The organism is Microbulbifer sp. CAU 1566 (genome assembly GCF_023156515.1).
GTDB lineage: Bacteria > Pseudomonadota > Gammaproteobacteria > Pseudomonadales > Cellvibrionaceae > Microbulbifer.
The window spans coordinates 333,795-347,997 of the sequence record NZ_JALNMG010000004.1 but is presented as its reverse complement, the minus strand read 5'-3'; the positions used below and the strand labels follow the sequence as shown (position 1 = coordinate 347,997).

Genomic DNA, 14,203 nt, shown 5'->3' with positions numbered 1-14,203 from the left:
GGCTATCGACATAATGGATTGGCAACGCTACACGCTGGTCGGCGGCATCGCCGCAGTCCTCCTGGCACTGATATACCAGTGGAATGCTTTCAAAGAAGAGCATGCCCCCACCCTGGATCAGAAAACCGTGGTCCACCACCAGGCCAGTGACACCGAAACCCTGCCCAGCAGCCAGGCACAACCAGGCAATGCCGGCAGCAGCGAGCTGCCCGAAGAAGGAGCCATTCCGGAAGTTGGCGCCAGCAGCAGCCAGCCACAGCTGATCACGGTAAACACCGACACCCTGACCCTGCTGATCGACCCCAACGGCGGTGATATCGTCAAGGTCGCCCTGCGCAAGTTTTACGAGAAGCTGAATACACCGGATCGCCCGCTGATCCTGCTCAACCAGACCCGCAGCCACACCTATGTCGCCAAAAGCGGCCTGGTGGGCGGAAAGGGCAATTGCTCTGCCGGACGCCCGCTATTCACCAGCGACGCCAGTGAATACGCCCTGCAGGAAGGCAAGGACACCCTGACCGTCGACCTCAAGCAGCAGCAAGGCGGTATCGGTTTTACCAAGCGCTTCACCTTTACCCGCGGCGACTACCTGGTAAAAGTCTCCTACCTGGTCGACAACGGCCGCAGCAAGCCGCTGCTCGCCGGCATCTGTGGCGAGATAGTACGCGACAGCCTGGAGCCACCGGTGGACGTGGGCATCGGCGTATCCCCCTTCCTTGGTGCGGCTCTGCATACCAGCGAAGAAAACTACTTCAAGCAGGATTTTGAAGACATCGCCAAAAAGCCGACCACCGAAACCATTCAGGGCGGTTGGGTAGCCATGGTGCAGCACTACTTCCTGAGTGCCTGGATTCCCAACCAGGAAGAGCGAAATACCTTTAACCTGCAACCGATCGGCAACGGACTTTACAGCATGGGCTTTACCAGCCCGCAGCAGCGTATTGAGCCCGGCCAGCAAGGCACTGTCGACGCACTCTTTTATGTTGGTCCGAAAGACGTTTTCACTCTGGAGAAAACTTCGCCCTACCTGGATCTGACCGTGGATTACGGTTGGTTGTGGTGGCTGGCGAAACCCATGTTCCGGGTCCTGAACTGGATTCACGACCACATCGTGGACAACTGGGGCTGGTCGATCATCCTGCTGACCGTGTTCATCAAGGCACTGCTGTTCCCGCTCTCTGCCGCCGGCCTGCGCTCCATGGCGCGCATGCGCAAATTTGCGCCGCAGATGAAAAAGCTGCAGGAGCAGTACAAGGACAACCGCCAGAAACTGGCGGAAGAGACCATGAAGCTGTACCGCCGGGAGAAGATCAACCCGGTGGGAGGCTGTCTGCCGATCCTGCTGCAGATGCCGGTGTTTATCGGTCTCTACTGGATGCTGATGGAAACCGTCGAGCTGCGCCACGCGCCCTGGATCGGCTGGATTCACGATCTGTCGGTAAAAGACCCCTACTTCATTCTGCCGGTCATCATGGGCCTGACCATGTGGCTGATGCAGAAGCTGCAACCGCAGCCCACGGATCCCACCCAGGCCAAGATCATGCAGCTGATGCCAGTTATGATGACCTTCTTCTTCCTGTGGTTCCCGGCGGGTCTGGTTCTGTACTGGATTGCGAACAACCTGATCTCCATCGCCCAGACCTGGTTTATCAACAAACAGGTGGAGGCGGCGGGGGCCAGCAAGTAAAGCCCGAGCAGCCATACCGAAATTCGACGCGAAGGTGGAGTGCCGGGTATCTGTTTTCGAAAGCGTGAGCGACAGGGACGTCGCTCACGCAGCGTACAGGGATGTATTCACAGCGGTTTCGAAAACAGATACCCGGTGATCCACCGCCACTACAACCGCCAAGTACAGCTCCCGGTGGTGACAGAATCGCAACAACCATGCAAGGGCCGCACTTAGCGGCCCTTCCTGTATCTGACTTTTGGATAAACTCTAAACATGTCCCAGCAAAACCCCGGTGAAAGCCTCGCCAAAGACACCATCGCCGCCGTCGCCACCCCGCCCGGTCGCGGCGGTATCGGTGTGATCCGACTGTCAGGGCCAAAGGCGCGGCAAATCGGGGAGCAACTGAGCTCCAAAGTCTTCAAGCCGCGTTTCGCCCACTACTGCGACTTCACCCACAAAGACCAGTTACTGGACCAGGGGCTGGCGCTGTTCTTCCCCGGTCCCAACTCTTTTACCGGCGAAGATGTGGTGGAACTGCAGGGTCACGGCGGGCCGGTCATTCTCGACACACTCCTTTCCGCGCTACTGCAGATGGGCGCGCGGCAGGCGCGGCCCGGAGAGTTTTCGGAGCGCGCGTTTCTCAATGACAAGCTGGATTTGGCCCAAGCAGAAGCAATTGCGGACCTGATTGACGCCGGTAGCGCCCAGGCAGCGCAGAATGCCTTGCGCTCCCTGCAGGGCGCATTCTCCGAAAAGATCGAAGACTTATCTGTCCAACTTACCCATTTACGTATCTACGTCGAAGCATCGATCGATTTTCCGGAAGAAGAAATCGATTTTCTCGCCGATGGCAAGGTAAGCGCCGATATAGACGCACTCCTCGCCCAACTGGACGCGGTCGAGGCCCAGGCGCGCCAGGGGGCGATCATGCGCGAGGGTATGCAGGTGGCAATTGCCGGAAAACCCAACGCGGGCAAGTCCAGTTTGCTGAATGCCCTGGCGGGAAAAGACACCGCGATCGTGACCGATATTGCCGGCACCACCCGGGACGTACTGCGGGAACACATTCATATCGACGGCATGCCCCTGCACATTGCCGATACCGCAGGACTGCGCGATGCACCGGATCAGGTAGAGCGTATTGGCATCGAGCGCGCCTGGGAGGAAATCCGCCACGCGGATCGGGTGCTGCTGGTGGTGGACGCCCGCGAACTGACCAGCCTGGATCCGGACCAGGCCTGGCCCGAATTTACCCGCCAACTGCCAGACCCGGAAAAGCTCACCCTGGTGGTGAACAAAATCGACCTCACCGATTACAGTCCCGGACTTCTGGCCCACAGTGACGGCGTACCCATTACCGCCATTAGCGCCGCTACGGGTGCTGGCATCGACCAGCTCAGACAACACCTTAAACAGTGTATGGGATACCACGCCAGTAACGAGGGCAGCTTCAGTGCCCGGCGGCGCCACCTGGATGCCCTTGCCCGCGCCCGAGCCTTTATCGAAGAGGGCCGCGCTCAGCTGCACAGCAGCGGCGCCGGGGAGTTGTTGGCCGAGGATCTGCGTCAGGCCCAGCAGGCCCTGGGGGAAATTACCGGCGAAATTACCGCCGATGAACTGCTGGGCAAGATATTCGGCAGCTTCTGTATCGGAAAATAACTCCGCATTCCCGGGCGGTCAGCGTCCGGGAATGCCACCATCCCCACCTTTAGCCAACAACTCCTCCCGGCCGCTCGATTCCAAACACACTCCGGACACAGCTAACCCCCATGCAGAACACAGGAGTTGCTCACAGCAATCCACAGGGTTATCCAGATGGACCCCGTATCCACTTTCCAATCACAGATACTTATCCCGGAAACCCACAGATTTATTCACAGATCTGCTGAAAAGGGCCGGTAATTGGCGTTGACCCACAGGCGATGTGGACAAAACAGGGAAAAACGGGGGTGAAAGACCGGGAGAAAAGTGGGACAACCGGAAGGCCCGGCACAAACGGCAAAAGTTATCCCGCTCGTCCACAGCCGCGTACAGGGCTTACCCCTGCCTGAACGCAGGGGTTTAAGACCCGGTTATCATTACTGTAAACTATTGATTTATAACAATTTTTATCACTTAACCACCGGATTCCGGCTCACTAATAACTATAACTAATATAAAAAAACGATATACATAGGTATGTATAACTTTATTTATCAGTAAGTTAATTGGCCTGAAATTAAAATTCCTCGTGCCGCTTTTTTGCACAGCCCAAGGTGCCTATAATGTGCGGCCGAAATTTCACATCCAGCGGTTATCTGAACAACCACTGGCCAGCAAACGCCGTTAAGTCTCTGCCCTGCAGCACATTCGCTAGAGCGACAACCTTATGGATTACCCCACACAGTACGACGTCATTGTCATTGGCGGCGGTCATGCCGGCACTGAGGCGTGCCTGGCAGCCGCGCGCATGGGGAGTCGCACCCTGCTGTTGACCCACAACATCGAAACCCTGGGGCAGATGTCCTGCAACCCGGCCATCGGCGGCATCGGCAAGAGTCACCTGGTGAAGGAAGTCGACGCCCTCGGCGGCGCCATGGCCACAGCCACCGACCTCGGCGGGATACAGTTCCGGGTGCTGAATGCACGCAAGGGCCCGGCGGTACGCGCCACCCGCGCCCAGGCCGACCGTGCACTGTACAAAGCGGCGATCCGCAACATTCTCGAGAACCAGCCCAACCTGGACATCTTCCAGCAGGCCGCGGACGACCTGATTGTTGAAAATGACCGGGTGGTTGGCGTGGTTACCAATGCCGGGCTGCGCTTCCTGGGCAAGACTGTAGTGATCACCGCGGGCACTTTCCTCGGTGGTCGCATTCATATCGGCCTCGACAACCACGCCGGTGGCCGCGCGGGCGATCCCCCATCCATCGCCCTGGCGCAGCGACTGCGCGCACTACCGTTTCGGGTGGAGCGCCTGAAAACCGGTACCCCGCCCCGCATCGATGCCCGCTCGGTCGACTTTTCCGGCCTGGAGGAGCAATGGGGCGATGAGCCACTGCCGGTGATGTCCTATCTCGGCTCCCGCGCCCAGCACCCGCGCCAGGTGTGCTGCTGGATTACCCACACCAATACCGGCACCCACGACATCATCCGCGGCGGCCTCGACCGCTCGCCCATGTACTCCGGGGTGATCGAGGGAATCGGGCCGCGCTACTGCCCGTCCATTGAAGACAAGGTGCACCGTTTCGCGGACAAGGACAGCCACCAGATCTTTATCGAGCCGGAGGGGCTGACCACCAACGAGCTCTACCCCAACGGCATCTCCACCAGCCTGCCGTTTGATGTGCAGATGAATCTGGTGCGCTCGATCAAGGGCTTTGAAAACGCGCACATCACGCGCCCGGGCTATGCGATCGAGTACGACTTTTTCGACCCGCGCGACCTGCTGCCATCCCTGGAAACCAAGTTTATCGCTGGCCTCTTTTTTGCCGGCCAGATCAACGGCACCACCGGCTACGAGGAAGCGGCGGCCCAGGGGCTGCTGGCGGGCGCCAACGCCGCATTGCAAGCCCAGGACAAAGACGCCTGGGCTCCGCGCCGCGACGAGGCCTACCTGGGCGTGCTGGTGGACGACCTGATCACCAGTGGCACCAAAGAGCCCTACCGCATGTTTACCAGCCGTGCGGAATACCGCCTGTTGCTGCGGGAGGACAATGCCGACCTGCGCCTGACCGAAAAAGGCCGCGAGCTGGGCCTGGTAGACGATCGCCGCTGGCAGGCCTTCTGCGAGAAGCGCGAAGCCATTGCCCGCGAACAGCAACGCCTGAATGACACCTGGATCCAGCCCGGCACCGACGCTGCAAAAGCGGTAGAGCAGAAGCTGCCACAGCCGCTGGCCCGCGAGTACAGCCTGAAAGACCTGCTGAAGCGCCCAGAACTCGGCTACGCCGACATCGCCGGCCTCAAGGGAGAAGCGGTGGCGGACGAACAGGTTGCCGAGCAGGTGGAGATCTCCGCCAAGTACGCCGGCTATATCGACCGCCAGCGCGATGAGATTGAGCGCCTGCAGGCCTATGAAGACACACCGCTGCCGGTGGATTTTGATTACTCCGGGGTGTCCGGCCTCTCCAACGAGGTGATCCAGAAATTGAGCGACGCGCGCCCGGATACCCTGGCCCGCGCCGGCCGCATTCCCGGGGTTACCCCGGCGGCGGTTTCCCTGCTGCTGATCCAGTTGAAAAAGCGCGGCTTGTTGAACCGCAAGAAGGCGGTTTGAGTTGATGGAAAAGTTTCGCCCTCGCCTGCTGCAGGCCGCTGAGCAGCTCGCCCTCGATCTGACCGGCGAGCAGCAGGACAAACTGCTCGCCTATCTCGACCTTTTCGCCCGCTGGAATGCCGCGTACAACCTGTCTGCGGTGCGCGATCCGGCGGAAATGCTCGAGCGGCACATTGTTGATAGCCTGAGCGTGGTGAATCTTTGCGGAAATTCTGCCGATGACCTGTCGCCGCTGATCGATGTGGGTTCTGGCGGTGGCCTGCCGGGGATTCCCCTGGCCATCATCCACCCCGAGCGCCCCATCAGCCTGCTAGACAGCAACGGCAAAAAATCCCGTTTCCAGTTTCAGGTGGCCAGCCAGCTCAAGCTGGGCAATATCAACGTCGTCAACCAGCGGGTTGAGGCCTATCAGCCGGAAAAACCCTATGCGGGTGTGGTGTCGCGGGCGTTTGCATCGCTGCAGGATATGGTGGTTGGAAGTGAGCATTTACTCGCACCGAACGGCCGATTCTATGCGATGAAAGGCAAGCTTCCCGAAGATGAGTTGAGTGCATTGCCAAAAGGCATTAAGGTCGAGCAGGTGCACACCCTGTCGGTACCGGGCTGCGATGCAGACCGCCACCTGATCGTCCTCAGTCGCGGGGAGTGACCGGCCAGCGGTCGGCGTTTTTACACAGAATACACCGGCTGGTGTAACGATTATTTTTGAGACCTGCGCACCGGGCTGATGTTCGCGCGTGCGCAATTGCTGCCGCATTTTCCGGGGAATCCGGCCTAGCGGCGAGCCCGGTGGGCGCGCGGAGCGCGCATTCCGGGAACAACAGGACCAGAAACTTGAGCAAGATTTTTGCGGTAGCGAATCAGAAAGGGGGCGTGGGTAAAACCACCACCTGTGTGAATCTCTCGGCCTCCCTGGTGGCGAACAAGCGCCGGGTGCTGCTGATTGACCTCGACCCCCAGGGCAATGCCACCATGGGCAGCGGCGTCGATAAAAGCGAACTGCAGCTGTCCAGCTACGACGTGCTCGCCAGTCTGCTGCCGCCGCGCAAGGCCATAGTCCCCACCAATAGTGGTTTTGACCTGATGCCCGCCAACGGCGACCTGTCGGCGGCCGAGGTGGAGCTGCTGGAGATGGATGGCCGCGAGTCTCGCCTGCGCCAGGCACTGGCTGAAATCAGTGGTGATTACGATTACATCATCATCGATTGCCCGCCCTCCCTGAATATGCTGACCGTCAACGCGCTGTGTGCGGCCGGTGGTGTACTGATCCCGATGCAGTGCGAGTACTACGCACTGGAGGGCCTCTCGGCGCTGATCGACACCATCACCCAGATTCAGCGGGCGGCCAACCCCAACCTCAAGATCGAGGGCATACTGCGCACCATGTACGATCCGCGCAACAGCCTCACCGGGGATGTATCCGAGCAGTTGAACGAATACTTTGGCGACCGCCTCTACCGCACCTGCATCCCGCGCAACGTGCGTCTTGCCGAGGCCCCAAGCTTCGGCAAGCCGGCGCTGGACTACGATCGCAATTCCAAGGGGGCTATCGCCTACCTCGCCCTCGCCGGCGAAATCACCCGCCGCCACAGCGCGGCCAACCAGAACAACGCCAATCAAAATAGCAGTGGACCCCGCCCGGTAGCGGAAGCGGTTTAGGACTGAGGTAGAGAAGTTATGGCCGCCAAACGCAAGGGCCTGGGGAAAGGGCTTTCCCACCTGATCAGCAACAACGCCAGTGAGGCCATCGCCGTCGCCACCGGTGAGCGCAACGGCGATATCGTTGAGCGTGTGGATGGGGAGCTGAAAGAGCTGCCGATCGAATTCCTGCAGCGCGGCCGTTACCAGCCGCGCCGCGACTTTCCGCAGGAGTCTCTGCAAGAGCTGGCGGACTCCATTCGCGTCCAGGGCATCATGCAGCCGATCGTGGTACGCCCGATCGGTGAGCACAAATACGAGATTATCGCCGGTGAGCGCCGCTGGCGTGCCGCGCAGCTGGCGTCGCTGGATAAGGTTCCGGCGCTGATTCGCGACGTTTCCGACGAAGCCGCCATCGCCATGGCGCTGATCGAGAATATCCAGCGGGAAGACCTCAACCCGGTGGAAGAGGCTATTGCCCTCAAGCGTCTGCAGGACGAGTTCGAACTCACCCAGCAGCAGGTCGCCGAGGCGGTGGGCAAGTCCCGCACCGCAGTAACGAATCTGTTGCGCCTGCTAAGCCTGACCGACGAGGTGCGCACTTTTCTCGAGCGCGGCGATATCGAAACTGGCCACGCCAAGGCTCTGCTGGGCCTTGGCGGTGACGACCAGCGCCAGGCCGCCCGCCAGGTGGTGGAGCGCGGCCTGACCGTGCGCCAGACCGAGGCCCTGGTTCGCCGCATTCATGAGGAGGCTGGTAAGCCGAAGGTAAAGAAACCCGAGGTAGACCCGAATATTCGCCGCCTCACTGAACGCCTGGCAGAAAAAATTGGCGTGCCTGTCAGCATTGATCACGGCGACAAGGGGGCCGGTAAACTGGTGCTCAAGTACACCAGTCTGGATGAGCTGGACGGCATTCTGGCCCACCTGGGGTACAGCGAAGACTGATCCCGGCAGCTGCCGAAGCCCCGCAAACCGTTACGGTTGCAACGTTTCCGTTATGTTGCACCAGAATGCAGCCTTCCAAGCTGCGCCAAAATGGTGCTTGTATGGCGCCCACTTCCCCTGGAAGTGGGCGCTTGCTTTAGGTGGGTTTAGCGGCAAAAGACCGCGAACGACAGGGGATCTGAAGGGATTTGCCAGTTGAATCGCCTCGCCTGTTCCTACATAATTCGCACGCCCAAAAATTGGGCGGAGATTAAAATCTGGCCGGCCTGTTCCCGCCTATGCGCAATCCCCCGGTAGTAAAGATTTCGCTGATCCAGCTGGCAGTTGTTGTGTTGGCTGCGCTGGCGCTCGAATTGACGCTGGGGCGGATTATTGCCCTCTCCGCCCTCCTTGGCAGCCTCCTGTGTGTGCTGCCCAATCTGTATTTTGGCCTGCGCGCCTTTGAGTTATTTGGGCCCGACCGCGACAAGATCCGCGGTGCGCGCGCAAGCCAGCGCGCGGTGGGAAGTTTCTACCGCGCCGAAACCGGCAAGTTTGCGATGACCCTGGTGGGGTTCGCGGCGGTGTTTGCCAGCGTCAAGACGCTGAACCCCGCGGTGCTGTTTATCAGCTACAGCTTGTGCGTGATTTTGCAATGGATTCTCGTGGCCCGACTGCATACAAAGGCGTAGCAGTGGCCCAGGAACCCCCGAAGAGTGACTGCGCCGAAAGGTTGAGGGTTTGACGCCCTGCGCAGAGATGGGGTTCCCGAAAAAGTTTTTTATCTTAGAACGTGTTGAGGAACTATGGCTGCCGAACAAACCGCGACGGGGTATATCCAGCACCACCTGCAAAATCTTGCCTACGGAAAACTGCCAGCGGGTTATACCCGTGCTGACGGTACCGTACTGTCCGAGTCCACCTGGACCATCGCCCACAGCAGCCAGGAAGCTGCCGATATGGGCTTTTGGGCTGTCCACCTGGATACCCTCGGTTGGTCTATCGGTCTGGGCCTGCTTTTCTGTTTCCTGTTCGCGCGCGCCGCGAAAAAGGCCACTGCTGGTGTTCCCACTGGTTTCCAGAGCTTTGTCGAAGTGATTGTCGACTTCATCGACAAGACCGTTAAAGACACCTTCCCGCACCGCAACAGCATGGTCGCCCCGATGGCGCTGACCATCTTCGTGTGGGTGTTCCTGATGAACCTGATGGACCTGATCCCGGTTGACTGGCTGCCGCTGGCGTTTGCCCACGGTACTTCCGCCATTACCGGTGCGGATCCACATCACGTTTACTTTAAAGTCGTTCCCACCACCGACCTGAATGCCACCCTGGGCATGGCGCTGGCGGTATTCGCGCTGATGATCTTCTTCAGCGTGAGGGAAAAGGGCCTGATGGGTTTTGTGAAAGAGCTGACCCTGCACCCCTTCCACTCCGGCAAGTGGTACATCGATATTTTCCTGATTCCGTTCAACTTCCTGCTGGAAGCGGTTTCCCTTATCGCCAAGCCTGTCTCTCTCGGTCTGCGTCTGTTCGGAAACCTCTACGCCGGTGAGATGATCTTTATCCTGATCGCCATCGTCTTCGGTGTGGGCGTTCTGGGCTTTATCGGCGCCGGTCTGCTGCAGATGGGCTGGGCCATTTTCCACATCCTGGTAATTACCCTGCAGGCGTTCGTGTTCATGGTGTTGACCACTGTGTACATGGCGATGGCGCACGACCGGGAAGATGAACACGCGCACGACCAGTAAAGTCGTGCCTCCCCGGGATATCCCGGGGAAACAGGTTTTCGTTTGTACTTTAACTTTTTCATTCACTTTCAACTTCAACAACTCGTAACTTTACTTTGGAGAAAACAATGGAAGCATTAGGTCTGGTATACGTAGCTGCTGCACTGCTGATCGGTCTGGGCGCACTGGGTACTGCTATCGGTTTCGGCACCCTGGGTGGCAAACTGCTGGAAGGTTCTGCACGTCAGCCTGAACAGGCTCCGGCTCTGCAGGGCAAAATGTTCCTGATGGCTGGTCTGCTCGACGCCGTTCCGATGATCGGTGTTGGTATCGCTATGTACCTGATTTTCGCGGTTGCTCCTGGTCTGGCTGGTTAATCCATCGTTCCAATTGCCCTTTAACCCATTTTTGAAAGAGCAAGAGGTGTCGGTGTGAATATCAACCTGACTCTGATCGGCCAGTCGATCACCTTTCTCGCCTTCGTATGGTTCTGCTGGAAGTATGTCTGGCCGGCCCTGCTGGGTGTTATGCAAGAGCGTGAGCAGAAAATTGCTACCGGTCTGCAAGAAGCCGAGCGCGCGGAGAAAGATCTTGAGCTGGCACAGCGTAAAGCTGTCGAGCAACTGAAAGAAGCCAAAGCCCAGGCGGCTGAAATCATCGATGGCGCCAACAAGCGCGCCAACCAGATCGTTGAAGAAGCCAAAACGGCTGCGCGTAGCGAAGGCGATCGCCTGAAAGCTGCCGCTGAGGCGGAAATCGAACAGGAAGTAAACCGTGCGAAAGAACAACTTCGCTCGCGTGTTGCTGCCCTGTCTGTTGCCGGCGCGGAAAAAATCCTCTCAGTCAACATCGATGCCAAAGTGCACGATGACATGATCGAGAAACTGGCAGCCGAGCTGTAAGCGAGGAACCCATGGCGGAACTAAGCACTCTGGCCCGGCCCTACGCGAAAGCGGCATTTGCCAGCGCACAACAAAGCTCCAACCTTTCCGGTTGGAGTGTTGCGTTGGCAACCGCAGCGGCGGTCAGCCAGAACGAAAAAATTGGCGAGCTGCTGGATAATCCACAGCTGACCAGTGAAGTGCGTGCGGAAAAATTCCTGTCTGTCTGTGGCGACTTTGAACAGCCACAACAGAACTTCATCAAGTTGCTGGCGGAAAACCACCGCCTGGCACTGTTGCCGGAAATTTCCGAACTGTTCGAAATCCTGAAGGCCGAAGCGGAAGCCACTCTCGAAGTGGAAGTTCTCTCCGCCCGCCCGCTCAGCGAAGAACAGACCCAGCGCCTCACCCAGGCACTCAGCAAGAAGTTTTCCCGTGAAGTGCACCTGCACAACGCGGTTGATGAAAGTCTGCTGGGCGGCGCCATTGTGCGCGCCGGCGACACGGTCATCGATGGCACCGTGCGCGGCCGACTGGCCAAACTCGCCGAGGCGATGAACTCCTAAATTATCGTCCCCTCTACCGCACGCGGTGGAGGGGAGTTCGAGGAACAGAGCATGCAGCAACTGAATCCCTCTGAGATCAGTGAAATTATCAAGAGCCGCATCGACAATCTCGATGTGAGCACCGAAGCCCAGAATGAGGGCACCATTGTTTCCGTATCCGACGGTATCATCCGCATCCACGGCCTGGCCGACGTGATGTACGGTGAAATGATCGAATTCGAGGGCGGCGTCTACGGTATGGCGCTGAACCTGGAGCGCGATTCCGTTGGTGCCGTAATCCTGGGTGACTACAAATCTCTGGCAGAAGGCCAGAAGTGTCGTTGTACCGGCCGCATCCTGGAAGCTCCGGTTGGTCCGGAACTGCTGGGCCGCGTGGTAGACGCACTGGGTAACCCGATCGACGGTAAAGGTCCGCTGAACAACAAGCTGACCGACGCGGTTGAGAAAGTAGCCCCCGGCGTAATCGCCCGTCAGTCCGTTGACCAGCCGGTACAGACCGGTCTGAAAGCGGTAGACACCATGATCCCGATCGGCCGTGGCCAGCGTGAGCTGATCATTGGCGACCGTCAGATCGGTAAGACTGCGGTTGCGATCGATGCGATCATCAACCAGAAAGGCACCGGCATTAAGTGTATCTACGTTGCCGTAGGCCAGAAGCAGTCCTCTATTGCCAACGTTGTACGCAAGCTGGAAGAGCACGGCGCTATGGACCACACCATCGTGGTTGCCGCTGGTGCTGCCGACCCGGCTGCGATGCAGTTCCTGGCGCCCTACGTTGGCTGCACCATGGGTGAGTACTTCCGCGACCGCGGTGAAGACGCCCTGATCATTTACGATGACCTGACCAAGCAGGCTTGGGCCTACCGTCAGATCTCCCTGCTGCTGAAGCGTCCTCCGGGCCGTGAAGCCTACCCGGGTGACGTTTTCTACTTGCACTCCCGTCTGCTGGAGCGTGCCGCGCGTGTAAACGCCGACTACGTAGAAAAGTTCACCAACGGTGAAGTGAAAGGCAAAACCGGCTCCCTGACCGCGCTGCCGATCATCGAAACCCAGGCGGGTGACGTTTCCGCGTTCGTACCGACCAACGTAATCTCCATTACCGATGGTCAGATCTTCCTGGAAACCGACCTGTTCAACGCGGGTGTACGTCCTGCGATCAACCCGGGTATCTCCGTATCCCGAGTTGGTGGTTCCGCCCAGACCAAGATCATCAAGAAGCTGTCCGGTGGTATCCGTACCGCTCTGGCCCAGTACCGCGAGCTCGCGGCCTTCTCCCAGTTCGCTTCCGACCTGGACGAAGCCACCAAAGCCCAGCTGGACCACGGTGAGCGCGTAACCGAGCTGATGAAGCAGAAGCAGTACTCTCCGCTGTCGATCGCGGACATGGCTGTTTCCGTTTACGCCGCGGACAAGGGTTACCTGAACAACGTAGAAGTTAACAAAGTGCTGGACTTCGAATCCGCCCTGCTCGCTTTCATGAATAGCGAACACGCAGAGCTGATGGCGCAAGTAAACAGCACCGGTAACTACAACGACGAAATCGACAACGCCTTCAAGGCTGCGATCGAGAAGTTCGTCGCTACCGGTAGCTGGTAAGTACCCGTGTGCAGGAGTAAGTCTCGCGACCTGCTCCTGCAGGTTAACTTCCGGCAAAAAGGTAACTGACTATGGCAGGCGGAAAAGAAGTACGCACAAAAATTGCCAGCATCAAGAGCACGCAGAAAATCACCTCGGCCATGGAAATGGTTGCGGCGAGCAAGATGCGTAAAGCTCAGGATCGCATGGCACTGGGGCGCCCTTACGCAAGCCGCATCCGCGCGGTGATTGGCCACGTTGCCAACGCCTCGGCGGAATACCAGCACACCTACATGCAGGAGCGCGAAGCCAAGCGTGTGGGTTACATCCTGGTATCCACCGACCGCGGACTCTGCGGTGGCCTGAACATCAACGTGTTCAAGGCTGCCATCCGCGACATGAAATCCTGGGACGACCAGGGTGTTGGCGTGGACATCTGTGCAGTCGGCAACAAGGCGGCCAGCTTTTTCAATAACATCGGCGGCAACGTAGTGGCAGCTGTACGCGACCTGGGCGACCAGCCTCAGGCCAAACAGCTGATCGGCTCCGTTAAAGTCATGCTCGATCGTTTCGCCAGTGGCGATATCGACCGTCTCTTCCTGGTGTCCAACGAATTCGTGAACACCATGACCCAGAAGCCGCATGTCGAACAGCTGCTTCCGTTGAAAAGAGACGAAGACGAGCAACTGCAGCACGAATGGGATTACCTGTACGAGCCAGAGCCGGTCGAGCTTCTCGACGGTCTGCTGACCCGCTACATCGAATCTCAGGTGTACCAGGCAGTCGTTGAAAACAAGGCCTGTGAACAGGCAGCGCGCATGATTGCGATGAAGAGCGCCACCGATAACGCCGGTGAGCTGATCGATGCGCTGCAGCTGGTTTACAACAAGGCCCGCCAGGCAGCAATCACGCAAGAGCTGTCTGAAATTGTTGGCGGCGCTGCGGCGGTTTAAGGCAGCCGA

At 58.7% G+C, this 14,203-nt stretch carries 13 protein-coding genes; all 13 read left to right on the top strand.

The window, feature by feature from the left end; all coding sequences use genetic code 11:
* Positions 1 to 13 precede the first annotated feature (13 nt).
* The 13 genes from yidC to atpG all read left to right on the top strand — a co-directional run bounded on the left by yidC (position 14) and on the right by atpG (position 14,194).
* On the top strand, positions 14 to 1,687 hold the full coding sequence (yidC, locus tag M0G74_RS12315; protein WP_248217412.1) for a membrane protein insertase YidC: 1,674 nt from the start codon (positions 14 to 16) through the stop codon (positions 1,685 to 1,687).
* A 255-nt stretch (positions 1,688 to 1,942) separates the two neighbouring features.
* Complete coding sequence (gene mnmE, locus M0G74_RS12310) at positions 1,943 to 3,328, top strand: tRNA uridine-5-carboxymethylaminomethyl(34) synthesis GTPase MnmE (RefSeq protein WP_248217411.1); 1,386 nt, start codon at positions 1,943 to 1,945, stop codon at positions 3,326 to 3,328.
* Positions 3,329 to 4,037: 709 nt separating this feature from the next.
* Complete coding sequence (gene mnmG / locus M0G74_RS12305) at positions 4,038 to 5,927, top strand: tRNA uridine-5-carboxymethylaminomethyl(34) synthesis enzyme MnmG (RefSeq protein ID WP_248217404.1); 1,890 nt, start codon at positions 4,038 to 4,040, stop codon at positions 5,925 to 5,927.
* 4 nt (positions 5,928 to 5,931) lie between these two features.
* Positions 5,932 to 6,576 carry a 16S rRNA (guanine(527)-N(7))-methyltransferase RsmG gene (gene rsmG, locus M0G74_RS12300; protein WP_248217403.1) on the top strand — a complete coding sequence of 215 codons (645 nt, stop codon included), beginning with the start codon at positions 5,932 to 5,934 and terminating at the stop codon, positions 6,574 to 6,576.
* Between the two features lie 185 nt (positions 6,577 to 6,761).
* Positions 6,762 to 7,586, top strand: a complete 825-nt coding sequence (locus M0G74_RS12295; RefSeq protein WP_248217402.1) for a ParA family protein — start codon at positions 6,762 to 6,764, stop codon at positions 7,584 to 7,586.
* Between the two features lie 18 nt (positions 7,587 to 7,604).
* The gene (locus tag M0G74_RS12290; protein WP_248217400.1) at positions 7,605 to 8,513 is read left to right on the top strand and encodes a ParB/RepB/Spo0J family partition protein; all 909 of its coding nucleotides are present in this window, start codon (positions 7,605 to 7,607) and stop codon (positions 8,511 to 8,513) included.
* Positions 8,514 to 8,791: 278 nt separating this feature from the next.
* On the top strand, positions 8,792 to 9,184 hold the full coding sequence (locus M0G74_RS12285; protein ID WP_248217399.1) for an ATP synthase subunit I: 393 nt from the start codon (positions 8,792 to 8,794) through the stop codon (positions 9,182 to 9,184).
* Positions 9,185 to 9,298: 114 nt separating this feature from the next.
* Positions 9,299 to 10,240, top strand: a complete 942-nt coding sequence (gene atpB / locus M0G74_RS12280) for a F0F1 ATP synthase subunit A (protein WP_160151879.1) — start codon at positions 9,299 to 9,301, stop codon at positions 10,238 to 10,240.
* A 107-nt stretch (positions 10,241 to 10,347) separates the two neighbouring features.
* Entirely contained in the window at positions 10,348 to 10,596 is a 249-nt protein-coding gene (atpE, locus tag M0G74_RS12275) for a F0F1 ATP synthase subunit C (RefSeq protein WP_010131056.1), read from the top strand.
* A 54-nt stretch (positions 10,597 to 10,650) separates the two neighbouring features.
* Positions 10,651 to 11,121, top strand: coding sequence for a F0F1 ATP synthase subunit B (locus tag M0G74_RS12270; RefSeq protein ID WP_160151880.1), 471 nt, complete (start codon positions 10,651 to 10,653; stop codon positions 11,119 to 11,121).
* 11 nt (positions 11,122 to 11,132) lie between these two features.
* Positions 11,133 to 11,666 (top strand): F0F1 ATP synthase subunit delta, encoded by a 534-nt coding sequence (locus tag M0G74_RS12265; RefSeq protein ID WP_248217398.1) that lies wholly within the window; start codon positions 11,133 to 11,135, stop codon positions 11,664 to 11,666.
* 51 nt (positions 11,667 to 11,717) lie between these two features.
* The gene (gene atpA, locus M0G74_RS12260) at positions 11,718 to 13,262 is read left to right on the top strand and encodes a F0F1 ATP synthase subunit alpha (protein ID WP_248217396.1); all 1,545 of its coding nucleotides are present in this window, start codon (positions 11,718 to 11,720) and stop codon (positions 13,260 to 13,262) included.
* Between the two features lie 71 nt (positions 13,263 to 13,333).
* Positions 13,334 to 14,194, top strand: a complete 861-nt coding sequence (gene atpG, locus M0G74_RS12255; RefSeq protein WP_160151883.1) for a F0F1 ATP synthase subunit gamma — start codon at positions 13,334 to 13,336, stop codon at positions 14,192 to 14,194.
* Positions 14,195 to 14,203 lie beyond the last annotated feature (9 nt).

Bases quoted from the DNA above. Each gene is read 5' to 3' on its own strand.
- yidC (WP_248217412.1), top strand. From the start codon at position 14: ATGGATTGGCAACGCTACACGCTGGTCGGCGGCATCGCCGCAGTCCTC.
- mnmE (WP_248217411.1), top strand. From the start codon at position 1,943: ATGTCCCAGCAAAACCCCGGTGAAAGCCTCGCCAAAGACACCATCGCC.
- mnmG (WP_248217404.1), top strand. From the start codon at position 4,038: ATGGATTACCCCACACAGTACGACGTCATTGTCATTGGCGGCGGTCAT.
- rsmG (WP_248217403.1), top strand. From the start codon at position 5,932: ATGGAAAAGTTTCGCCCTCGCCTGCTGCAGGCCGCTGAGCAGCTCGCC.
- M0G74_RS12290 (WP_248217400.1), top strand. From the start codon at position 7,605: ATGGCCGCCAAACGCAAGGGCCTGGGGAAAGGGCTTTCCCACCTGATC.
- M0G74_RS12285 (WP_248217399.1), top strand. From the start codon at position 8,792: ATGCGCAATCCCCCGGTAGTAAAGATTTCGCTGATCCAGCTGGCAGTT.
- atpB (WP_160151879.1), top strand. From the start codon at position 9,299: ATGGCTGCCGAACAAACCGCGACGGGGTATATCCAGCACCACCTGCAA.
- atpE (WP_010131056.1), top strand. From the start codon at position 10,348: ATGGAAGCATTAGGTCTGGTATACGTAGCTGCTGCACTGCTGATCGGT.
- M0G74_RS12265 (WP_248217398.1), top strand. From the start codon at position 11,133: ATGGCGGAACTAAGCACTCTGGCCCGGCCCTACGCGAAAGCGGCATTT.
- atpA (WP_248217396.1), top strand. From the start codon at position 11,718: ATGCAGCAACTGAATCCCTCTGAGATCAGTGAAATTATCAAGAGCCGC.
- atpG (WP_160151883.1), top strand. From the start codon at position 13,334: ATGGCAGGCGGAAAAGAAGTACGCACAAAAATTGCCAGCATCAAGAGC.